This window comes from Hafnia sp. CBA7124 (genome assembly GCF_002355555.1).
Taxonomy (GTDB): Bacteria; Pseudomonadota; Gammaproteobacteria; order Enterobacterales; family Enterobacteriaceae; genus Hafnia; species Hafnia alvei.
Genome location: NZ_AP017469.1, coordinates 3,311,810 through 3,333,038 on the forward strand (window position 1 = coordinate 3,311,810; position 21,229 = coordinate 3,333,038).

A 21,229-nucleotide genomic window follows, 5' to 3' on the forward strand; every position below is an offset into this window, starting at 1 on the left:
CCATCAGAGCAATGTTCATTAGAAAGCACCAATAACAAGTATAATTTCAACGCAGTGATAACGCTGGGTTGTTCCCGCACTAAAAGAAACTGAGGTTGTAATGAATGATTTTCAGATGACACCAGAGGAACGGAAAGCCACCTGGGGTCTAGGAACCGTATTCTCATTGCGTATGCTTGGGATGTTTATGGTTTTGCCGGTGCTCACCACCTATGGCATGTCTTTAGCGGGCGCTTCCGAAACGTTAATCGGGATCGCGATTGGGATTTATGGCTTAACACAGGCCGTCTTCCAAATCCCATTCGGCCTATTCTCTGACAGAATTGGTCGTAAACCGCTCATCGTCGGCGGGCTACTCATATTTGCTCTCGGCAGCGCTATTGCCGCCATGACAGACTCAATATGGGGCGTGATCCTTGGCCGTGCATTACAAGGCTCGGGGGCGATTGCCGCCGCTGTTATGGCGCTACTATCCGATTTAACCCGTGAGCAAAATCGCACTAAGGCGATGGCATTTATCGGCGTCAGTTTTGGTGTCACTTTTGCCATTGCAATGGTCGCAGGCCCAATTATTACCCATGCCGTTGGCCTCTCTGGCCTTTTCTGGATGATCGCACTGTTAGCATTAGGTGGCGTTATCATCACGCTATTTTGCATCCCAACGCCGCGCCATCACGTGCTGAACCGTGAATCCAGCATGGTGAAGGGGAGCTTTAGCAAAGTGCTGGCAAACAGCCGGTTGCTTAAGCTTAACTTCGGCATTATGTGCGTACATATCTTACTGATGTCGAGCTTTGTGGCACTGCCACCGCTGATGGAAGAAGCCGGTCTAGCACGAGATAATCAGTGGAAAGTCTATTTAGTTACCATGCTGATCGCGTTTGTCTGCGTTATCCCTTTCATCATCTATGCTGAAAAACAACGCCGTATGAAGCAGGTGTTTCAGGTATGCGTTATTTTAATGCTCGCCGCTGAGGTGATCCTTTGGTACGCCGATTTACATCTGTGGGGCATCATCTTTGGCGTCCAAGTCTTCTTTATAGCCTTCAACGTGATGGAGGCGTTATTGCCTTCGCTGATCAGCAAAGAGTCACCCGCGGGCTATAAAGGCACAGCGATGGGAATTTATTCCACCAGCCAATTTCTCGGCGTGGCCATCGGCGGAAGCTTAGGTGGATTCTTGTATTCGCATAACGGCGCTGCAACCGTGTTTACCGGGTGCGCAGTGTTAGCCGTGATCTGGCTTGCGGTCAGCATGACGATGAAAGAGCCGCCCTACGTCAGTAGCCTGCGCATTGTTATTCCCGATGCGATCCCTGCAACGCCGGAATTAGAGCAGGCGCTTAAGCAACTGCACGGCGTGGCTGATGTGGTACTGATTCCTGAAGAGAAAACGGCGTATGTGAAGATTGATTCTAAGCTCACAAACCGTGGAGACATTGAGTTGTTTGTGGCGGGGCAGACAGTCTAGCTCTGGTATTGTTCCCTTCCATGACCCCCACCCAGCCTCCCCCTTCGCAGGGGGAGGAGCAGATCGAATATCTGATTCAAAACCCAGCGTTAATCGCGGAAGTTATTAAACTGGAACGGTTGTCCCAAATCTGCACCACGAATAAGCGCCATCACGCCCTGCAAATCATCGCGTGATTTACCCGTTACACGCACTTGTTCACCCTGAACCTGCGCCTGCACTTTCAGCTTGCTGTCTTTAATCAGCTTGATGACTTTTTTCGCCATCGCGCTATCAATGCCTTTTTTCAGCGTGGCTTCAATGCTGTACGTCTTGCCGCTGTGTTCAATCTGCTCAGGGATCTCTAATGCAGCACCATCGATGCCACGTTTCGCCAGTTTTTCGCGCATAATATCCACGAGCTGGTTGACTTGAAAATCAGAGACGCTGGAGATTTTGATACTTTCATTTTTCTCATTCAGCTCAAAGCTGGCTTCAACGTTGCGAAAATCCCAACGAGTTCCTAGCTCACGTGAAGCGTTCTCTACGGCGTTACGAACTTCTTGAATATCAATTTCAGAAACGATATCGAATGAAGGCATGTTAAATCTCCTCTCGGTTGAATGCCGAGCATAATAGCGGCTTCCTCCGGCGATGCAAGACCAGCCACAGTCCTTACACCATAACCGATGCTTCTCACTGCGATCTGCGTCATAAAAGTTTATACTGCTTAGATTGAATATTTCTGCTTTGCGCGCAAATCGCCTGATGTATCGGGAAGGAGGCCAAATGAAAATAACAGTTCTTGGTTGCGGGGCGCTAGGGCAGCTATGGTTATCGGCATTAGAACAAGCTGGGCACGATGTTCAAGGCTGGTTACGCGTACCTCAGCCCTATTGTCCGGTTAACATCATCCAACTTAACGGACAGTCATACAATAAAAACCTAGCGGCGAACGACCCTCTACATTTAGCGGAAAGCCAAATCTTATTAGTGACGCTAAAAGCTTGGCAGGTTTATAACGGTTTGGTTCCATTACTGGCGAAAATTCCCCCTCACTGCCGAATTATCCTGCTACATAATGGGATGGGCAGCCAGGATGAGTTTCCAAACCTGATTGAACAGCCCCTATTTCAAGGGGTCACCACCCACGCGGCGCGCCGTGATGGCAATACGATTATCCACGTTGCCGCGGGCACGACACATATCGGTCCAACGAATTCAGCGGCTATTGGGCAAAGCAACATTGCAGAAGTCTTGCATCAGGCACTTCCTGATGTGGCCTGGCATGACAATATCATGCCCGCTATCTGGAAAAAATTAGCCGTTAACTGCGTCATTAATCCATTGTCAGTTATCTATAACTGCCGCAACGGCGATTTGCAAAAATACATGCCGCACGTAGAAGCCATTGTAAAAGAAATCTCCGAGGTAATGGAGGCTGAAGGGTATCGAACATCTCCCGAAAGCTTGCTGCATTACGTGACCAACGTGATGTGCATGACCGCCGATAATTACTCTTCAATGTACCAAGACGTGCAGGCTCAGCGACATACTGAAATTGATTACATCACTGGCTATCTGCTCAGGGCAGCACGCAAGCATGGACTTAGCGTCACTGAGAATGCCCATATTTTTGAAACCATTAAACGAAAGGAACAAACCTATGAGCGCATCGGCTCTGGTGTGTCTGGCTCCTGGTAGCGAAGAAACCGAAGCAGTAACGACCATTGACTTGCTTGTTCGCGCGGGCATTAAAGTCACTACGGCAAGTGCTGCCAGCGATGGCGAATTAGTCATAACCTGCTCACGCGGCGTAAAACTGTTAGCGGATAAACCGCTGGTTCAGGTTGCCGATGAGTCTTATGACGTCATTGTTTTGCCCGGTGGAATGGAAGGCGCTGAGTGTTTTCGAGACAGTGAACTGGTCGTTGAGAAGGTGCGCCAAATGCATCTTGAGGGAAAACTGGTCGCCGCAATCTGCGCCGCTCCCGCATTAGTATTAGCTCACCACAAGCTATTCCCAATAGGAAATATCACCTGTTTCCCAACGCTAAAAGATCAGATCCCCGAGAATCAGTGGATCGACAAACGCGCTTATTTCGATGAGCGCGTTAACCTGCTGACCAGCCAAGGGCCAGGAACCAGTATCGACTTTGCGCTAAAAATTATCGACGTACTTTTAGGCAAAGAAAAAGCCGCCGAAGTGGCAGCCCAGTTAATTCCCGCATCGGGGATCTATGACTATCAGGAGTGGTAGCCCAGTTAATTCCCGCATCGGGGATCTATGACTATCAGGAGTGGTAGCACGCTTCCCCACCCCAACCCTCCCCTTCTCAGGGGAGGGAGCCGAACCTAGCTCTACTTTAACATCAATGTTCGGGCTGCCCCTCCCCCTGCGAAGGGGGAGGCTGGGAGGGGGTTCAATTACGGGCGATACACCTTAACGTTGTTATATCCCTGCTCTTTCAGATACAGCGCCTGCAAGCGGCTCATCACGCCACGATCGCAGTACAACACATAGTTGCGGTTCTGATCGAGATCGCCAAACTGGGTCGCCAGTTTGTAGAATGGCAGGCTTTTCACTTCTAGCCCTTCAATCTTCAGCGGTTTGTCTTCTTGTTCGTCGTTAGAACGGATATCCAGAACCACTTCATCGCCGCTTAATGCATCAACGGTTTCAACTTCAATAACCTGCTCGCTGGTTTGCTCGGCAATTTCACGGATATCCATGTTTTGCGCTTCGGCCACCACACGTTCAAGAATGTCGAAATCGAAGTTTTCTTCTTCGGCTTCAATCTTGGACTTCACGGCTTTTACGGTTGGGCTTTTTGAAATCACACCGCAGAATTCAGGCATGGTTTTGGCAAAATCTTCAGTCCCAATTTCACGAGCCATATCAATGATATGCTCTTTATCGTGTGAAATCAGCGGGCGCAGGATCAGCGTGTCAGTCACGCCGTCAATCAAACGCAGGTTGGTTAGCGTTTGGCTTGAAACTTGTCCCAGTGCTTCACCGGTGACCAAAGCCTGAACGCCATAACGCTCTGCAACTTTCGACGCCGCACGCATCATCATACGCTTGAGGATAACGCCCATCTGGCCATCATCGACTTTTTCCAAAATCTCACCCACCACCGGGGCAAAATCGATGGCAACAAAGCGCACACGATGGGAGCTGCCAAAACGATTCCACAGATAATGAGCGACTTGTTTGACGCCAATTTCATGCGCGGAACCGCCCAGATTGAAGAAGCAGTAATGTACGCGACAACCACGGCGCATCAGCATATAGCTGGAAACACCGGAATCGAAGCCGCCGGAAATCAGCGACAGCACATCTTCCTGCGTACCGATTGGGTAGCCACCTAAGCCTTCATAGCGACCTTTAATCAGCAGCAGGCGGTCGTCTTCAATTTCCAGATGAACGGTCACCTGAGGATGGGACAGTTTGACCTTCGCACTTTCAATATGCTGGTTCAGACCGCCACCGACGTAGCGTTCAACTTCGATCGACGTAAAATCATGCTTACCACGACGTTTAACACGCACGCAGAAGGTTTTGCCTTCCAGCTTGTCACGGTACATTTCGAGCGTTTGCTCAAAGATGTTGTGCATATCGGTGTAAGGGCAGTCATCAACTTCTAAAATGTGATGGATCCCAGGGATTCGCGTTAAAGCGTCACGAACCTGTTCGGTGCGGCTTTCATCTTTAGCGCGAACTTCGATATGATCCCAATGGCGTACGATAGCCACTTCATCAATTTGTTTTTTCAGAACGTTGCGAATGTTCCCGGTCAGGATCTTAATAAAGCGCAAACGCACTGATTGGCTTTTGATAGTAATTTCTGGGAATAATTTAATGATAAACTTCATGATGGCAGTGGCTATTTCGTCGTGATTTACGTTAAAAGGGCTTACACTGCATGCTTAGAAATTGAGGACGCAATGTACAAGGCGCGCAGTATAGCACTAACTTGCTCACTGGCGCACTGAACCTCATCTCACGAGTTTAAAATCCGTAATTTGCCAAGTCCTACAGACTCCGGTAACGTGGCAAAAAATTCTGTCACTCCATCGCAGAACCGCTATTTATTGCAGAACACCATTACAGAACAGCGAAGATAAGACGACTATGGCAAAAAAAGCACCCGCCGCGCCTAGCTTTGAACAAGCTCTGAGCGAACTAGAACAGATTGTGACTCATTTAGAATCTGGCGAACTGCCATTAGAAGACGCGCTCAATGAGTTTGAACGTGGCGTTCAGCTTGCTCGTCTTGGGCAACAGACGCTGCAACAGGCTGAACAGCGCGTACAGATCCTACTCAATGACGATAAGGACGCCCCTTTATCCCCTTTTAACGCGGATCAAGAATAAAACATGGTTGTTTTTGAACAGTTACTCAAAACCTATCATCAACGCGCCGATGCCGCGTTAATACACTATATTGACCCACTGCCCTTTTCTGATGGGCAACTGGTTGCTGCGATGCGCTATGGCGCGCTGCTCGGCGGAAAACGTCTTCGTCCTTTCTTGGTGTATGCCACCGGCGAAATGTTCGGCCTTTCATTAGATAATCTAGACGCCCCCGCTGCGGCCGTTGAATGCATTCACGCCTATTCGCTGATGCATGACGATTTACCCGCAATGGACGACGATAATCTCCGCCGTGGCCAGCCTACCAGTCATATTAAATTTGGCGAAGCCCACGCGATTTTGGCCGGCGATGCGCTGCAAACGCTGGCGTTCTCCATTTTGGCTGATAGCCCAATGCCTGCGGTTGCCGTGACCGATAGATTGGCGATGCTTAGCGAACTGGCACAGGCCAGCGGCGTGGCAGGCATGTGCGGTGGACAAGCGTTAGATTTAGAAGCCGAAGGCAAACACGTTGATTTGCAGGCGCTTGAGCAAATTCACAGCCACAAAACGGGTGCATTAATTCGCTGTGCGATTCGAATGGGCGCTTTGGCCGCTGGTGATGCCGGACGCGCTGCGCTACCGTTGTTAGATCGCTATGCTCAGGCCATCGGGCTTGCATTCCAAGTACAAGACGACATTTTAGATGTGATCGGCGACAGCGCTAAAACGGGTAAACCTCAGGGTTCAGATCAAGAATTAGAGAAAAGTACTTACCCTGCATTGCTCGGCCTCGAACAGGCCCAAAATAAAGCGCTCGATCTGTACAAAGATGCAATACATGTTCTTGAAGAGCTTGAGCAACACCACAGCATTGATACTCTGGCATTAAAATCCTTAGCCAGTTTCATCATTGAGCGCGATAATTAAACCAATAAAAATAGAAACCGCCCTTCGTGCACGTTAAAACGCCGATGGGTCGGAGTCTATACCCTAAGTAGTCCGAGTTGCAGTCAGGCCAACACCTTAGACAGCGCATCTGCAGCTCGAAGTATGCCGGGTATATATTGAAAAATGTAATTCAGACATGAGCCGCTAATGAGTTTTGATATCGCCAAATACCCGACACTCGCACTGGTTGAAGACCCTAACGATCTTCGCCTACTGCCGAAAGAAAGCCTGCCAAAGCTGTGCGACGAACTCCGTCAGTATCTGCTCAATAGCGTTAGCCGCTCTAGCGGACACTTTGCCTCAGGGTTAGGAACCGTAGAACTCACGGTCGCGCTGCACTATATCTACAACACCCCATTTGATTCACTGGTTTGGGATGTCGGCCATCAGGCATATCCGCATAAGATCCTGACCGGGCGCCGCGATCGCATTGCAACCATCCGCCAAAAAGGCGGTTTACATCCATTCCCATGGCGCGATGAAAGCGAGTACGACGTGCTCAGCGTAGGCCACTCTTCAACATCCATCAGTGCTGGATTGGGGATGGCCGTTGCCGCCGAGCGTGAAGGCAAAAATCGTCGCACGGTTTGTGTTATTGGTGATGGTGCCATCACGGCGGGTATGGCTTTTGAAGCCATGAACCACGCAGGTGATATCAAAGCGGACATGCTCGTTATTCTGAATGATAACGAAATGTCGATCTCCGAGAACGTGGGCGCGTTGAATAATCATCTAGCCCAATTGCTTTCCGGCAAACTCTATTCCAGCCTGCGTGAAGGCGGGAAAAAGGTACTCTCAGGCTTGCCGCCCATTAAAGAGCTGGTTAAACGTACCGAAGAACACCTTAAAGGCATGGTTGTTCCTGGAACCTTATTCGAAGAGCTCGGTTTCAACTACATTGGCCCCGTTGATGGGCATGATGTGCAAGGCTTGGCCGCCACGCTAAAAAATATGCGTGATTTAAAAGGCCCACAGCTGCTGCATATTATGACCAAAAAAGGCAAAGGCTATGCCCCTGCCGAAAAGGATCCGATCAGTTGGCATGCGGTACCTAAATTCGATCCAGCGAGCGGAACCTTGCCCAAAAATGCCGGTGGCTTACCCACTTATTCCAAAATTTTTGGCGATTGGCTGTGTGAAACAGCGCTTGATGACAGCAAATTGATGGCGGTCACGCCAGCCATGCGCGAAGGTTCAGGCATGGTGCGATTCTCGAAAGAATACCCGCAGCAATATTTTGACGTTGCGATTGCCGAGCAGCACGCCGTTACGTTCGCCGCGGGTTTAGCCATCGGTGGCTATAAACCGATTGTTGCCATTTACTCCACGTTCCTGCAACGTGCCTATGACCAAGTCATTCACGATGTGGCGCTGCAAAAACTGCCAGTGATGTTTGCTATCGATCGCAGCGGTATCGTGGGTGCAGACGGGCAAACGCATCAGGGCGCCTTTGATATCTCATTCCTGCGCTGCATCCCTAACATGGTCATCATGACGCCAAGTGATGAAAATGAATGCCGCCAAATGCTGCATACCGGGCATCAATATCAGGATGGCCCAACGGCAGTACGCTACCCACGCGGCTCAGGCACCGGCGCTACGCTAGAGCCTTTAGCCTGTCTGCCGATTGGCAAAGGCATTGTTCGTCGTCAGGGCGAGAAGATCGCCATATTAAACTTCGGCACGCTGATGCCAGATGCCTTAGTCGCCGCAGAACAGTTAAATGCCACCGTTGCTGACATGCGCTTTGTTAAGCCACTCGATGAAGCATTGGTGTTGGAACTAGCCGCCACGCACGACGTACTGGTGACGCTAGAAGAAAATGCTATTATGGGCGGTGCTGGCAGCGGCGTGAATGAACTGCTGATGGCTAAACGTAAGCTCGTTCCTGTGCTTAACCTTGGCTTACCGGATAAATTTATCCCACAGGGAACTCAGGCTGAAGCCTTGCATGAAATCGAGCTAGATTCAGCAGGCATCGTTAACCAGATCTCGCGCTGGTTACAAGATTAAATATCTTCCTAAATAACAAAGCTACCAATAACAAAGCTACCTTTCGGTAGCTTTGATTTTTTATGCTTACCACACAAGCTAAGCCAATATTAAGACTCGCTTGGCGCACGCCAGTCATCGGCACCAGAAGTACCGGAAACGGTATGTTCCCAAGTAATTTTACGATATGCCAAAGACACTTTAACTAGCTGAGTGAATTCCGCTTTTACGGCATCTTGGCAGTGTGGCATATGGCAATCAATATCAACGATAGTGGCATCATCCAGAATGGTTGAGAAGAAGTGCTCTTGTTTCCCCTCAATGGAGGTGCGATACCATTTTAGCTCAACTTTCGGCAACATTTCACCTGAAGCTAATGCGTTATATAACAAAGGCACGGCTTTGTTCAACGCAACGGTGAAACGAAACGGCTTATGAACACGCTGACCAGAAGGCTGGCCTGACTGTGGATCGGTTGGCACAGTCACAATGTGTTCAAATTCCTGCACCAGCATTTGATCTTCATGGCCCTGTACGTAAATGTTACCCACAGAATCAGAAGTGAATGCGCCAGACGTAATATTTCCCTGAGTTTTACCTTGGATGGCGATATAACATGGAGTAGGCATTGCAATATCCTTATAAATAAACCGAACTGAGTTAAAAGAGATGTTCCTTAAAAGAAAAAGAGTAGTGCGTCTTTTTCTATCTCCATGCTATCTCTCTCTCTGAGAAATTTGTTTCCAACCATCAAAACGAATGTAAGCAGATATAAACCGCACCTTTCATAAACTAGAAAAAAGCTTCCATTCTGGCGATTTTAATTAGGAAAGGTCAAATAAGCAGGTTAATCAGCTACAAAATTCGTGCACTAAGTTTTTTCTATACCGGAGATAAAAAACATCCTTCCATCGATAGATGGAATTACATGACCAAAGAATTTTGCCTTTTGAATACAGCATGCGCTCGCCCTTTACAGAGCGAGGCTTCATTGAAATAAGGTATTAAGAGACTGCATTCCGAACCACTTAATTAAAACCATCTATTCGGATGAGTAAAGGTAGCCCGTGCAGAAACAGCGAGGCAAGGTATTATGCCTTCGGAGGGGTACCTTCCTCATTGGCTACCACAACTTCTATCTGGATTAGCGCATCTTTAGGCAAATCAGCCACGCCAATAATTCTTCGAGCAGGAATACCGCCAGGGAAGAATGTTGCGTAAACGCTGTCTACTGCGGAAATATCTGCGATATTTTTAAGGGCGATATTAACTTTAACCACATCCCTCATGCTGTGTTCGATGCTCTCTATAATTGCCTTAATATTTTTAAGGCACTGCTCAGCCTGTTCCTTTACCCCACCAGCCACCAATTTACCGGATTTAGGTTCGATAGGTAACTGGGCTGACAAATGATTGTAATGAGAAAAAGCGACAGTCTGTGTAGATAGAGAACATTTTGGCGCATTATCCGTATTGTGCGGTTCTATAATGAGCCCATGTCTGTCTTCAACGGCCTGCGGCGGTGTACCATCACCGTGTGACACCACGGCTTCTATTTGTACCAAAGCCCCCATTGGTAAGCCTGATGCAATAATCACTGTCCGTGCAGGAACATAAGCGATGGTTCGGGCAATCGCTGAATCAGGGAAAAATGTGGCGTAAACTTCGTTGACGGCTTCAAGATCCGCAAGGTTGGTTAGAAAAACACTTATCTTCACAATGTCATCAAAGGGCACGTCAATACTATCGACAATGGCCTTAATATTTTTTAAACACTGCTTAGTTTGCTCTTTTATCCCCCCTTCCACGACTCTGCCAGTTATCGGATTAATAGGTAATTGGGCTGAAAGATTATTATAATGAGAAAAAGCGACAGTTTGTGAAGACAGGGAACAGATTGGCGCATTTACCGTGTTATTTATAAGTTTTATAAGATCACCAGATTGTGGTGCATTCGGAATTGTTCCTTCACCGTTTGAGAGTAGCGCTTCAATTTGCACTAGCGCTCCCATTGGCAAAGCATCAACGGCAACGACCGTTAGCGCGGGTACATAGGTTGGGAAGAATGATTTATAAATTACACTTACAGCGTCAGCATCTTTGATATTTGTAACGAATATCGTGATGCGAACCACATCACTCATCACATGTTTGATGCTTTCCACAACGGCTTTAATATTTTTAAAGCACTGCTCAGCCTGCTTGTTTATACCACCTATGACCAATTCACCTGTTTTTGGGTCAATAGGCAACTGAACTGAAAAATTATTATAATGAGAAAATGCGACAGTTTGTGAATAGAGTCCAATATCGCTTGGTGCATTCTGCGTGTTTCTTGCTAAGACCTCATTGTAACCGCTCATAGTAATGTTCACCGTTAAAGATTAGAGTTTAGTGGGTTATGTGATAAACACAGACTCTACAGCGCTGTCGATCATTGCTGCGGTTGTATCCACGTAACAAACATAAAGGCCTCATAAAAAATGAAGCCTTTATTTCAAGCAAGATAAATGCCATACGTTGAATCACACGGCGTTTATTTTTTACTCAGCTTTTTACTTAACTCATCATTACCGATGCGACAGAATATCTTCGTCACCCCCTACCCGCATTTTGATACTTTCTAATATCCACAGGATCAGCTCCTCGCCGCTGATTTTGTCGCGGTATTCAGCAGGTAGATCGCGAGTATCAATTTCACCGTCAATCATAATCAGCGGCTTGAGACGATTGCCCAGTTCGGTGCCGCTAGGCAGCTATTGAAATTCACGCCCTGTCGGATTGAGTTTATCGTGGCTGGTATAGAGTTCCCCTTTAATCCCCCCAACAACAACCGTGGTGCTCGGGAAGAAGGTTCTGAGTAATTTGCCTTTGGAAGTGCGCTCTTCTAGCACTGATTGTTCATCTTTATTAAGACTTTGAATATCGATGGTGATATAGCTCGAGGTATATTTTCCGCCTGTAATACCGCGCCACGTAATCTCATAGCTGTCCTGTTTCTCAAGGCGTCCCGGATAATATTGATACTCATTGTTAAGACAATAGCCTTGCTCATAGTGCGGATATGAATGATAGGCTATTTTTTGTACATCCCTTATTTGAGAATCAGTTCTGCTTTTTAACTCTCGGTCAAGTTGATCGGCTGACTGCGGGCGAGGTATTTCTATTGTTCTCCCTGTTGCAAGGATCCACTCTTTTCGTTCAGGAAGTGATTTTAAATAATACGGGTGAAAGCGATATAAAGAGCTCATCTCAATATCGGGATTTTTTTCTGTATTTGAATACTCCAATATTAGTCTAGGATTGCTCTCCATATTTTTTTGCACAATCCTGCTACCTACATTGAACTCACTATCCTTAGATATTTTCCCATTAACATAATTCGCCCAATCTTTTTCAATAGTTGGACGCTCAGTTTTTACTGCAGTAACAATTTCTATATCAAAACTATCAAATGCATAAGCGCCGCTATCCATATGCATAAAATTGGGCAATTCAATCTCATAACGGCCAAAGCAGTGTTTTTGTGTGGGAAGTTGAGTGCTCATAGCAATATCCTTATGAAGAGAGTGTGGCCCACAGCTGGTTGTTGATAACACCAAAGTGCCAAGTAATAACCACGATAAATGCCGCATAGCTAATTCCTTTTATTTTTTAGGTGCGCTAATTTCTGCGTTATAGGCCCAACTGGCGATTTGTATGGATTTTATAAGAAGACTGCTCGATACAATTTTATATTTACAACACGACAAATACATTAGTCATATAGCTATTAAGAAAAATATACGTTTGAGTCGCTAACGCCATGCATATAAATAATGGCGTTAGCTTAAAGCAATCTATTTACCGATGAGACAGAATATCTTCATCACCACCCACCCGCATTTTGATGCTTTCCAGTATCCATAGGATCAGCTCCTCGCCGCTGATTTTGTCTCGGTATTCAGCAGGTAGATCGCGCGTATCAATTTCGCCGTCAATCATAATCAGCGGTTTTAAGCGGTTGCCCAGTTCGGTGCCGCTTGGCAGCCACTGAAACTCACGCCCTGTCGGATTGAGTTTATCGTGACTGGTATAGAGTTCCCCTTTAATCCCACCAACAACCACCGTGGTGCTAGGGAAGAAGGTTCTGAGTAGTTTACCTTTGGAAGTGCGGCTATCTAAAAAGTCCTGTTCATCTTTATTTAAGCTCCGAACGTCAATAGTTATATAACTAGAAGTATCTTTACTTCCCGTCGTACCACTCCATGTAATTCCGTAGCTATCTCTTTTTTCTAAGCGCCCTGGATAATATTGATGTTCATTATCAAGGCAGTAGCCTTGTTCATAATGGGGATAGACATGATAAGCTATTTTCTGTATATCACGTATTTGCGCATCAGTTCTTTTTTTTAACTCTCGTTCAAGTCCATCGACTGACTGCGGGCGAGGGATTTCTATTGTCCTTCCCGTGGCCAATATCCATTCTTTACGTTCAACGACTGATTTTAAATAATAGGGGTGAAACATATAAATAGCGTTTAATCTTTTAGATGCTTCCTTTGAGGTATCGATGTACTCTAACATAAGCCTTGGATTATTCTTCATATCCTTATTAATTATTCGACTTCCGGGAGAAATAGCCACATCGGTTGAAACTTTGTTGCTAATATAACTAACCCAATCCTTTTCAATAGTTGGGTAGTCAGTTCTGACTGCCCTTACAATTTCAATATCAAAATTTTCAAAAGAATAGCGTCCACTATTCATGTACATAAAGTTCGGTAATTCAATTTCATAGCGACCAAAACAGTATTTTTGGGTGGGAAGTTGAGTATTCATAGCAGTATCCTTACGAAGAGAGTGTGCTCCACAGCTGGTTGTTGATAACACCAAAGTGCTAAGTAATAACCACGATAAATGCCGCATAGCTAAGTCCTTTTATTTTTTAGGCGCGCTAATTTCTGCGTTATAGGCCCAACTGGCGGTTTGCAGCTCTTTATATACCGCTGCGCGGATTTTTTCGTCTTGATACAGGCTGTCGTGATATTCACTGCATTCGACTTCCGTAGCCTCTTTTGCCGCCGACAGTGGCAATTCACCGTCACCAACGCTGCTGCCTTTTTGCAATACAAACTCGGTTGGCAACACGGTTAAACTCGCCGTTGCTCCGGTCAGATACAGCGTGCCCTGCCCGCTATCAGCTAAGGAGCTAAACAAATGGGTGCCTAATACCGAGTCAATACCGTTGAGCAAGCCACTGGTGTTTGCTACCCGTTGACCAAACTTTTGCCAACTATCCGGTGTTCCCGCTGGAGTCACGCTCTGTGCCTGCCAAACCGCTTTATCTCGCGACATTGGCTTACTGTTCTTGCCGCTCAACTGCTGAGTCTTATCTAGCCCTCCAGCCCCCAAAGTCGAATGAAATAATGAGGCATTTTTTAGATATCCAGACACAATCCGAAAATTATCATCGCAACGATCAGACTCAGCACAAAGCTTCTTCCCATCAATTGCTTTATACCAATGGCTTTCATTTTGGTATTCCACATAAGTATCACTATCCACCTCCATCGCCACCGGAGATGGCGCTTTTTCTCCTTCCACCAATGAAATAGACGGCGGTTGATAGCAAATCCATCCTTTCTCATAGCTATTATTGGGCAACACTTCTAGCGCGCTTTGGCTATAGCTCAGTACCATGGTAATTTCTGCCGCGTTAGCACCGAGCACTTGATTACTGATATAGGCTAAGGTCTTGTCTTGCGCAGCCTGAGCGGGCTTGCTCCAATCCACCGATACCGGCGTTTGCATCCCTGCCCGGAACCAGCAATAGATATCTGGCATACCATTTATCGGCAGGCCAACATGCACTGCTTTAAGCAGGCTTTCCTTATTGAAAGGGGGAATAGACTTTTTGATAACCGCAGCACTGCCACGCGGTGTGCTTTTATCACTGGCTGCCGCCGCCGGGTGATTTTGGCTATCAGCATTATCAAAATTCCCCTTTGAGTTTGAATCCTTCGGAGACGAATTTTCGCCGGAGCTGCTCCCCCCCGACGTCTCCGGTGATAAATTTGCCAGCATCGCTCGCACCACTTGCCCACCAGCACCGTGCGAAATAATCAGCACCTTTTCAACTGGCTTTTTGGTCATCCACGTACCTTCGCCGCCGTCATCTGAGGTTTTGTACATCGCCATAATCTGTGCAATGCGGGTCGTGAGCCGTTGAGCACCGTCGGCACAGCCCTGCATCCAGTTAAAACCCACTACATGTAAAGGAAACGCGTAGCCGCCCATCACCTTGGCAAAGTTGGCATCTGCGCCCCAAGGCAGTGGCGATTGTTTGCTTGAGTTGCTTTCAGGAGCAGTCGAAGGCGTTGGCGTTGACACTGAGGTGACCGTTTTAGGAGCGGCCGCCGCGGCAGGCTTGGATGCCGGTTTATCGCCGAAATCAAACAGCGCTTCAATGGCAGCCAACAAGTCTTTAAGCGCTTTTCCAGTTGGCATCACTGGCTGGGGGATATCACCCGGCAAATTCTGCCCCGCAACGCTAACGTCTTTGATATTAAAACGCGCATCCAAATGCCGCTGCAGCGTCATCAAAAATTCACCGTATTGATGCCAGCACACTTCTCCCCATCCCTGCTTAAAGCGTTGGTCAATATCCTGCACGCGCACCGAGGTCATGGTGCTGAAATAGAGGGTATCTGCGCTGCCTTTAGTTGCATCTTGGCTGATTTCAAGCAGGCTATCATCGCGCCCAACCTGCGTTCCCACCAGAATTTCCCGGCGCTTACTTGCATCACGAAACATCCATTCCAATACTGAGATTGCCCCCCATACGTTACGCCCAATACGCAAGATATCCTCAGCCTTACCCATCGCCTCGAACACATGGGTGATCTCTTTTTCGATATGCGCAATCTTGGTTTTTATCTCTGCGAGTTGGGCTTTGAGTTTGGTGGTGGTTTCTTTGGTGTCTCCCACCGCATCGGTGCTAGCGCCCTCGAGCCGCTTACTGAGGCTATTAAGGCCGAGTGCCTTGGCGATTTTCTGGCTCATCTGATACAGCGCCATCAACGCGCCATGTAACTGCGTCAGTTTTTCCTGCAACGCCAGCAGTTTTTTGACCAAGGGAGAGGCATTAGCCATCGCTGTTTGTTTAGTGATCATCCCGCTTAAATCAATCGCGGCAGTCCCGAGCGGAGTATGATAACTGCCCATTCCCGCCATCGGATCCCACACTGTTTTATGATTTCTGGCATTAGATAAACGCGTTCCTAAAATATCCGGCACAAAAATCACCGGAATAACCACTTTCTTACACTGGCATTCGCCACGACATTCATGATCGCTCATGCGGTTACCTCCTTGTTTGGCGGATACATCATTAAGGCTTGATGTTCCAGTGCGTCGTCAATCAAGCTGTAACGATGGAGTCGTTGCTCTGACCATAAGGGATTAGGATCTGGGCTTATCCAGCGCTGTACTGGGCCAAAGAAGTCCGCTAATCGAAGGGAATCGAGTGTGTTAAGCCACTGAGAAAATACACGCGGATCGTGAAAGCGAAACCGACTATTCTGGTCATCGTGTTGTTTGACATACAGCAGGCCTTGCAGATGGGTGACAAGGTCGTTGGCATCACCGTCTGCGACCAGCCATAACGTATTGAACGCGTAATTTGGACGTGATAGCAGATATTGCATCATACGTGGTTTGGCCCATGCGGCGATTAACCACGGGCCATGACTTTCCAATGCACGATCTGACGCATTGAACAGCGAATGATGAGCCACACCCAAACCACTAGCAAAACCTTGCGGAGCAGCATCTAATGCGCCGTCAATGATGGCCCACAGCGGCAATTCCGCCTCACACCAGCGATAGATAGTGCTGTTAGTCACATCCAATACGGTAGACGTTTGTTTAACCGTATGACGTTGTTCTAACCTCGCCATTTGCAGCAACGTATTTAGCCGAACGCTATCAATGTCCTCGTTATTTAGCACCTCTTGCACATCATCAAGTTGCCAAAATAATTCACCGCCGCGATGTGATATTTCAATCCAAATTGGGAGCCGGTAAGCATCCATTACCTTGTAGTGTTGAGCCAAAGTAATAATGTTCTCTAGCCACCTTTCACCCTCCTCTTCGAGCAATATGGGAGGAATATCCTGTATGGCCATCACCGTACGCAACGCATTCCATATCAGCGTTTGCTCACGCCCGCGCTGAAGATTTTCTTGATCTTGAGCATTCAAATACCAATGTTTCTTTTCCATCATGCTGTCCCTAGCCGATGATAAGACCCGGATCGCCTTGTACGATCACCCCGCCGTGCTTTGTTGATGAGCCCATAACGGCTACTTCAATCCCATTTACCGTCAGTAACGGACTGCCAGTGGCAATGCTGTCGGGGCCGCCAACAACACAGACACATTTGTGACCAACCAACGCAACCGGTATGCCGTTAACCGTGAGTGCGGGATCGCCTTGTATGATTGGCCCACCGACATGAAAAGGAATCGGGCAAACATGTTGATGACCAAGTAGTGCAACGGGTACGCCCATTGTTTTCTCCCTATCACAATGACTGTAAACAAATTGGACAAATTTCTGAAAGTGGATCGCCGTTCATCGCCGTGGCGCTTAGAGCTGACATTGAACTGCTTCCACCGCTGGTAATACGCGTAACAGCCTTGATATTGACCAAATTCGACGATAGCGAAATACCTGAGCTATCGATGACAATCTTGCCGCCGGGGCCTTGCAGTACTACGCTTTTTGCCCCCTGCAACACCAAATCGTTGGTATTGATCAGCACCTTTTCATTAGCCAGTACTTCATAGGTTCCCGCTACCGAGTGGTGATGGTCTCCCGCAATCTCCTCGGAAAAATCAGCACCCATCTTATCTTTACGCTGATTAAGAACATGAAACAAATACTGATTATCTATCTGTATTTGTTGATTATTCATCACATTAATCATCTGATCGTGATGGATGCGTTCGATATGGTCGTGAGTGACATCACTGGTTTTGTCGTTACCAATTTCCTCAACCTGATCGTGCTTGACGGTTTTAGAACGATCTTGCTCTACTACGAGGTATTGGTTGTTTTTAACTTCCGTCTGCTGATCTTTTTGCGCATGCAGATAAACAAGCTGTTGCCCCTGCTCGTCTTCAAATGAGAGCTCGTTATAACCCGCGCCTTTATGGGTAGCGGTGCGCAGCACGGTGCGTGTTTTATGTACGGGTAGTGCATGCGGAGGAACATTAACAACGTGGTAAGTGCGACCAGTAATAATCGGCTGGTCGGGGTCACCTTCAAGAAAATCAACAATAACCTCGTGCCCAATACGTGGCACCGCCATGGCACCATAGCGACTGCCGGCCCAACCTTGGGCGACACGGATCCAGCAAGAGCTGGTTTCATTGCCTTTGCCTTCAAGATCCCAAGGAAACTGAACTTTGACTCGCCCGACCTCATCACAGTAGATTTCTTCATTTTCAGGTCCAACCACCACCGCCATCTGCGGTCCGTCAACACGCGGGCGCACATTAGGTAAAGGTCGCCATGTTTGACCATCGGGAATCATGACTAAGTGACTTTCCAGAAAAGTCCCCAAGACACCGGCTTCTTCTCTTTGTGATTGTGGCTGCTGCCCTTCAGTTTGCAGTGAAATAATTTGCCACTTTTGATTGAATGACTCATGCGGATGAGACGTCATAGCAATGCACTGGCCCGCCATCAAAGCAGGGCTATCTGACCGCCCCTGCGCTTGCATAGCGTCTTGACGCAGCGCATCCAAACGATATCCCGTGTAGGCTTGGCCATTAAAATCCGTTTTATATCGCCCAGGAAAATCATAATGCAGCGTTTCACTTCGCTGATGATCGCCCCGGCTGTGCTCTTGATAGAGCATTTCCCACGCCGGATTTTTGAAGGTGTAGTCTTTAAGCAATACTTGTGCAGCGCGCACATTTTCTTCATAGCTAAAACGCTGAATACTTGCGCCCTCATTCAACCCACGATGATGTGAATTATAGGGAAGCGTTTCTCCCATCGGTAAAAAGGCACAGTCATCAACAAATACAATTTCCTGTTTATTATTTTCAAAACGAAAATACCAAGAAATACCTTCTTCAGCGGCTAATCGTTCAATAAACGCCAGCGTTGATTCACGATACTGTACACAATATTCACGCATTGGATGTTCATAGCGAAGCTGGAAACTAAACTGGATGACATTAGCCTTGCGCAATAGAGTAGTAATAATCTGCTGCGGCGTTTGCTGCTGAAAAATACGCGACGAATGCTCTAATGTCAGCGTCCAGATAGCAGGCCGTAATGTGACGCTATATCGCGTGCGCTCATTGCCCGTATCGCTGTGAGAAAAGCGACTAATCACCCCATTTATCCGCCGCTGAAGCGCTCCGTTGTACCAAATTTGTAGCTCAGCGGTATTATCTAGCAAACGACCAAAACTGATTTCCTGCAATATGCTCGACAGCTCAACCGATAATGAATAAACCTGAGAGAGCCCTTCGTTAAGGGTAAAGCTCACTACGTTAAATGTGTGCTCAGGCAATGATTGAGTGGTAAAGGTGAACTGTAATCCCGTGTTATCAGACATATCACCCCCTAGCCTCTGGCTTTCGCCAAGGCGACGAATGCAGCAATATGCTGGTTCGCGGCCAGCGATTGACAGGTGCTGGAAGCATCAGTGCCGTCCACGGTTATACTCTGCTCAACCTTTTGTCCCATCTGATCGAGCTTGGCGTTATACATTCCCGTAGATTCACCGTTCGGGTAGTATTCGCGGCTATCCCAGCCCATATCCATGGCGGTAACAATAGCAATCATGCTCAGGGATTTATTCGCGGGTATATCTGTCACGCCACAGTGGTCGCGCAGAAAAGCAGCACTACCGATTAAGTCGGCCAATCCATTCATTTGTTCTTGCACAGATGGCGTTGTACCGATCTCCGCTTGGCTAGCGCTAGCTAAAATAGCCAAACTCAGTGCACCTATTTTTATCCATGTATCCTTTTTCATTAACTCGTCCTCGTTAACAAATATGCTATGTGACATGACTTAAAGTTCTATTCTTGAAATTCTCTTTCTTTTGCTGCTTGTAATAATAAATAACGTGCCTGTAGTCCCTTCAGTTGATCATCAATTTGATGTAACTGGGCAGGAGAAGGCTTAATGCCTTGCTGATTTTGCTGTTCTATTTGCATGAGCAAATAGGCAATCGGTGGAGAGGCGCTTAATTGACTCTGAATGTTATATAGCCCTGTTTTAAGACTGGAGATCGTCATATAACCACGGTGTAGTTTCTCTGATTCTAAGAGCTCATTAAGTAAAGCTTGTACTGCCTGTTGTGTAGAGAGATAGCCCGTATCTTTGGCTACTGCCGATAAGTTTTCTAACTGCTGTCGCCATTGAGTAGAAACGCTATTTTGTGGGTAGACTTTTTGTAGCAATTGACTTATTTCTTGCCCACGCTGTAAGTCATTTACCGGGGACGCTTGAGCAATATCCATTAATTTTTGCTGGTAAATGCGAAGAATCTTTTGTTCTTGTTGCTGTAATTCAGCGTTATATGTCATAGCCTGATTAATTGGCATGAGCTCAGGCTCTGGCTGTGCAGCCGCTAAAAAATGCACCACCGGCGCTTCCGGTTCCCACATGTGGTAAACCAATACGCTCCCAAGCGTTAATACACACCCCGCCACTACGCCAGATAGCACTGGGATCCAAGGAAAACGCTTTTTGGTTTTTATCGCATGAATTGAAGTGAAGACTTGTTGAGTATCTGCCGTAGCCGGTATTGAGGAAGAAAAAGAGGCGCTCGTTGAGGCTTCTTGCTGAGGTAGGTAAACCAGCGGCAATACAACGGGGGGCTCATTGGAATACGTACTCGCCGCCGCTTTACTTTCTTTAACGCACTCTTGTAAAAAATAGAGCAAGCTATTGATCAACATAACGTTGATCTCTTTATGTTGCTGCAATTTATCACTCACGCGTTTCAGCGCATATTCTGCTCTAAATACATCTTGCATCGTTTCTGGTGACCGAACGAGCTGCCGTACAAGCGCGCCAACTCGGGCGGCAAACCAATCAAGCATCTCATTACGAGCTCTCATCGCATTGGTATTTGGCCAGAAACTCTCCCACTGCGACACAATAAGAACGGCCATGAGCTCACACCCTTCGGCAAACCCATTCCATCCATTTAAACGCGTTCGAGCCATTGCGTAATAAACTACGCTTTGTAAATCAACACCGTTCTTAGTAAATAGAGCAACCCCAAGCCGTTGTACCAAACTCCAATCCACTGGAGGATGTAGAGGATGGGTCATTTTATTAATCTCACCCCGGATGCGCTCAAACTCATCAAAATCGCGTGGATCTTTCCCTGTTGCTACTTGTTGATAATCGATATTAGCCATATGCGTAGCATCAGTGCCGCCGGTACATCACCAACGACA

General features: G+C 47.2%; 19 protein-coding genes. 6 read left to right on the top strand and 13 right to left on the bottom strand.

Annotated elements, in window-relative coordinates:
- The first annotated feature begins 100 nt into the window (after positions 1 to 100).
- Positions 101 to 1,471 carry an MFS transporter gene (locus tag CPY98_RS15235; RefSeq protein ID WP_046450106.1) on the top strand — a complete coding sequence of 457 codons (1,371 nt, stop codon included), beginning with the start codon at positions 101 to 103 and terminating at the stop codon, positions 1,469 to 1,471.
- 89 nt (positions 1,472 to 1,560) lie between these two features.
- Here the strand turns inward: CPY98_RS15235 and CPY98_RS15240 are convergent, their stop codons facing one another.
- Entirely contained in the window at positions 1,561 to 2,052 is a 492-nt protein-coding gene (locus CPY98_RS15240) for a YajQ family cyclic di-GMP-binding protein (protein ID WP_025800008.1), read from the bottom strand.
- A gap of 187 nt (positions 2,053 to 2,239) precedes the next feature.
- Between CPY98_RS15240 and panE the strand changes: the two genes are divergently transcribed.
- Together panE and yajL are read left to right on the top strand one after the other, a co-directional pair.
- A complete protein-coding gene (panE, locus tag CPY98_RS15245; protein WP_025800010.1) occupies positions 2,240 to 3,154 on the top strand; it encodes a 2-dehydropantoate 2-reductase in 915 nt (304 codons plus the stop codon).
- Complete coding sequence (gene yajL, locus CPY98_RS15250) at positions 3,117 to 3,710, top strand: protein deglycase YajL (RefSeq protein WP_046450105.1); 594 nt, start codon at positions 3,117 to 3,119, stop codon at positions 3,708 to 3,710. The genes panE and yajL overlap by 38 nt, the downstream gene beginning before the upstream one ends.
- A 167-nt stretch (positions 3,711 to 3,877) precedes the next feature.
- Here the strand turns inward: yajL and thiI are convergent, their stop codons facing one another.
- Positions 3,878 to 5,326, bottom strand: a complete 1,449-nt coding sequence (gene thiI, locus CPY98_RS15255; protein ID WP_043495025.1) for a tRNA uracil 4-sulfurtransferase ThiI — start codon at positions 5,324 to 5,326, stop codon at positions 3,878 to 3,880.
- A gap of 259 nt (positions 5,327 to 5,585) precedes the next feature.
- Between thiI and xseB the strand changes: the two genes are divergently transcribed.
- The 3 genes from xseB to dxs all read left to right on the top strand — a co-directional run bounded on the left by xseB (position 5,586) and on the right by dxs (position 8,771).
- Positions 5,586 to 5,828: an exodeoxyribonuclease VII small subunit gene (gene xseB / locus CPY98_RS15260; protein WP_025800016.1), complete on the top strand. Its 243-nt coding sequence runs from the start codon at positions 5,586 to 5,588 to the stop codon at positions 5,826 to 5,828.
- Positions 5,829 to 5,831: 3 nt separating this feature from the next.
- Positions 5,832 to 6,737, top strand: coding sequence for a (2E,6E)-farnesyl diphosphate synthase (gene ispA, locus CPY98_RS15265; RefSeq protein WP_043495027.1), 906 nt, complete (start codon positions 5,832 to 5,834; stop codon positions 6,735 to 6,737).
- A 168-nt stretch (positions 6,738 to 6,905) separates the two neighbouring features.
- A complete protein-coding gene (gene dxs, locus CPY98_RS15270; protein ID WP_096388298.1) occupies positions 6,906 to 8,771 on the top strand; it encodes a 1-deoxy-D-xylulose-5-phosphate synthase in 1,866 nt (621 codons plus the stop codon).
- Between the two features lie 89 nt (positions 8,772 to 8,860).
- Here dxs and CPY98_RS15275 read toward each other — a convergent pair whose 3' ends face one another.
- From CPY98_RS15275 to CPY98_RS15320, 11 genes are all read right to left on the bottom strand, one after another.
- Complete coding sequence (locus CPY98_RS15275; protein ID WP_004096682.1) at positions 8,861 to 9,379, bottom strand: Hcp family type VI secretion system effector; 519 nt, start codon at positions 9,377 to 9,379, stop codon at positions 8,861 to 8,863.
- Positions 9,380 to 9,841: 462 nt separating this feature from the next.
- Positions 9,842 to 11,113 (bottom strand): RidA family protein, encoded by a 1,272-nt coding sequence (locus CPY98_RS15280; protein WP_096388300.1) that lies wholly within the window; start codon positions 11,111 to 11,113, stop codon positions 9,842 to 9,844.
- Positions 11,114 to 11,320: 207 nt separating this feature from the next.
- The gene (locus CPY98_RS21045) at positions 11,321 to 11,461 is read right to left on the bottom strand and encodes a hypothetical protein (protein WP_231899421.1); all 141 of its coding nucleotides are present in this window, start codon (positions 11,459 to 11,461) and stop codon (positions 11,321 to 11,323) included.
- Between the two features lie 45 nt (positions 11,462 to 11,506).
- Complete coding sequence (locus tag CPY98_RS15285; protein WP_231899422.1) at positions 11,507 to 12,298, bottom strand: hypothetical protein; 792 nt, start codon at positions 12,296 to 12,298, stop codon at positions 11,507 to 11,509.
- A 295-nt stretch (positions 12,299 to 12,593) separates the two neighbouring features.
- The gene (locus tag CPY98_RS15290; RefSeq protein ID WP_231899423.1) at positions 12,594 to 13,571 is read right to left on the bottom strand and encodes an IclR family transcriptional regulator C-terminal domain-containing protein; all 978 of its coding nucleotides are present in this window, start codon (positions 13,569 to 13,571) and stop codon (positions 12,594 to 12,596) included.
- Between the two features lie 99 nt (positions 13,572 to 13,670).
- On the bottom strand, positions 13,671 to 16,091 hold the full coding sequence (locus CPY98_RS15295; RefSeq protein WP_096388304.1) for a hypothetical protein: 2,421 nt from the start codon (positions 16,089 to 16,091) through the stop codon (positions 13,671 to 13,673).
- Positions 16,088 to 17,017: a DUF4123 domain-containing protein gene (locus tag CPY98_RS15300; RefSeq protein ID WP_096388306.1), complete on the bottom strand. Its 930-nt coding sequence runs from the start codon at positions 17,015 to 17,017 to the stop codon at positions 16,088 to 16,090. Before CPY98_RS15300 ends, CPY98_RS15295 begins: the two co-directional genes overlap by 4 nt.
- Before the next feature lie 7 nt (positions 17,018 to 17,024).
- A complete protein-coding gene (locus tag CPY98_RS15305) occupies positions 17,025 to 17,303 on the bottom strand; it encodes a PAAR domain-containing protein (protein ID WP_096388308.1) in 279 nt (92 codons plus the stop codon).
- Positions 17,304 to 17,316: 13 nt separating this feature from the next.
- Entirely contained in the window at positions 17,317 to 19,368 is a 2,052-nt protein-coding gene (locus CPY98_RS15310) for a type VI secretion system Vgr family protein (protein ID WP_096388310.1), read from the bottom strand.
- An 8-nt stretch (positions 19,369 to 19,376) separates the two neighbouring features.
- Positions 19,377 to 19,790: a molecular chaperone gene (locus CPY98_RS15315; RefSeq protein ID WP_096388767.1), complete on the bottom strand. Its 414-nt coding sequence runs from the start codon at positions 19,788 to 19,790 to the stop codon at positions 19,377 to 19,379.
- A 47-nt stretch (positions 19,791 to 19,837) separates the two neighbouring features.
- A complete protein-coding gene (locus tag CPY98_RS15320) occupies positions 19,838 to 21,190 on the bottom strand; it encodes a VasL domain-containing protein (RefSeq protein ID WP_096388312.1) in 1,353 nt (450 codons plus the stop codon).
- Positions 21,191 to 21,229: the final 39 nt, after the last annotated feature.

What these genes read in the sequence shown, in the direction of transcription:
- CPY98_RS15235 (WP_046450106.1), top strand. Translation starts at nt 101, where the DNA reads ATGAATGATTTTCAGATGACACCAGAGGAACGGAAAGCCACCTGGGGT.
- CPY98_RS15240 (WP_025800008.1), bottom strand. Translation starts at nt 2,052, where the DNA reads ATGCCTTCATTCGATATCGTTTCTGAAATTGATATTCAAGAAGTTCGT.
- panE (WP_025800010.1), top strand. Translation starts at nt 2,240, where the DNA reads ATGAAAATAACAGTTCTTGGTTGCGGGGCGCTAGGGCAGCTATGGTTA.
- yajL (WP_046450105.1), top strand. Translation starts at nt 3,117, where the DNA reads ATGAGCGCATCGGCTCTGGTGTGTCTGGCTCCTGGTAGCGAAGAAACC.
- thiI (WP_043495025.1), bottom strand. Translation starts at nt 5,326, where the DNA reads ATGAAGTTTATCATTAAATTATTCCCAGAAATTACTATCAAAAGCCAA.
- xseB (WP_025800016.1), top strand. Translation starts at nt 5,586, where the DNA reads ATGGCAAAAAAAGCACCCGCCGCGCCTAGCTTTGAACAAGCTCTGAGC.
- ispA (WP_043495027.1), top strand. Translation starts at nt 5,832, where the DNA reads ATGGTTGTTTTTGAACAGTTACTCAAAACCTATCATCAACGCGCCGAT.
- dxs (WP_096388298.1), top strand. Translation starts at nt 6,906, where the DNA reads ATGAGTTTTGATATCGCCAAATACCCGACACTCGCACTGGTTGAAGAC.
- CPY98_RS15275 (WP_004096682.1), bottom strand. Translation starts at nt 9,379, where the DNA reads ATGCCTACTCCATGTTATATCGCCATCCAAGGTAAAACTCAGGGAAAT.
- CPY98_RS15280 (WP_096388300.1), bottom strand. Translation starts at nt 11,113, where the DNA reads ATGAGCGGTTACAATGAGGTCTTAGCAAGAAACACGCAGAATGCACCA.
- CPY98_RS21045 (WP_231899421.1), bottom strand. Translation starts at nt 11,461, where the DNA reads ATGATTGACGGTGAAATTGATACTCGCGATCTACCTGCTGAATACCGC.
- CPY98_RS15285 (WP_231899422.1), bottom strand. Translation starts at nt 12,298, where the DNA reads ATGAGCACTCAACTTCCCACACAAAAACACTGCTTTGGCCGTTATGAG.
- CPY98_RS15290 (WP_231899423.1), bottom strand. Translation starts at nt 13,571, where the DNA reads ATGAATACTCAACTTCCCACCCAAAAATACTGTTTTGGTCGCTATGAA.
- CPY98_RS15295 (WP_096388304.1), bottom strand. Translation starts at nt 16,091, where the DNA reads ATGAGCGATCATGAATGTCGTGGCGAATGCCAGTGTAAGAAAGTGGTT.
- CPY98_RS15300 (WP_096388306.1), bottom strand. Translation starts at nt 17,017, where the DNA reads ATGATGGAAAAGAAACATTGGTATTTGAATGCTCAAGATCAAGAAAAT.
- CPY98_RS15305 (WP_096388308.1), bottom strand. Translation starts at nt 17,303, where the DNA reads ATGGGCGTACCCGTTGCACTACTTGGTCATCAACATGTTTGCCCGATT.
- CPY98_RS15310 (WP_096388310.1), bottom strand. Translation starts at nt 19,368, where the DNA reads ATGTCTGATAACACGGGATTACAGTTCACCTTTACCACTCAATCATTG.
- CPY98_RS15315 (WP_096388767.1), bottom strand. Translation starts at nt 19,790, where the DNA reads ATGAAAAAGGATACATGGATAAAAATAGGTGCACTGAGTTTGGCTATT.
- CPY98_RS15320 (WP_096388312.1), bottom strand. Translation starts at nt 21,190, where the DNA reads ATGGCTAATATCGATTATCAACAAGTAGCAACAGGGAAAGATCCACGC.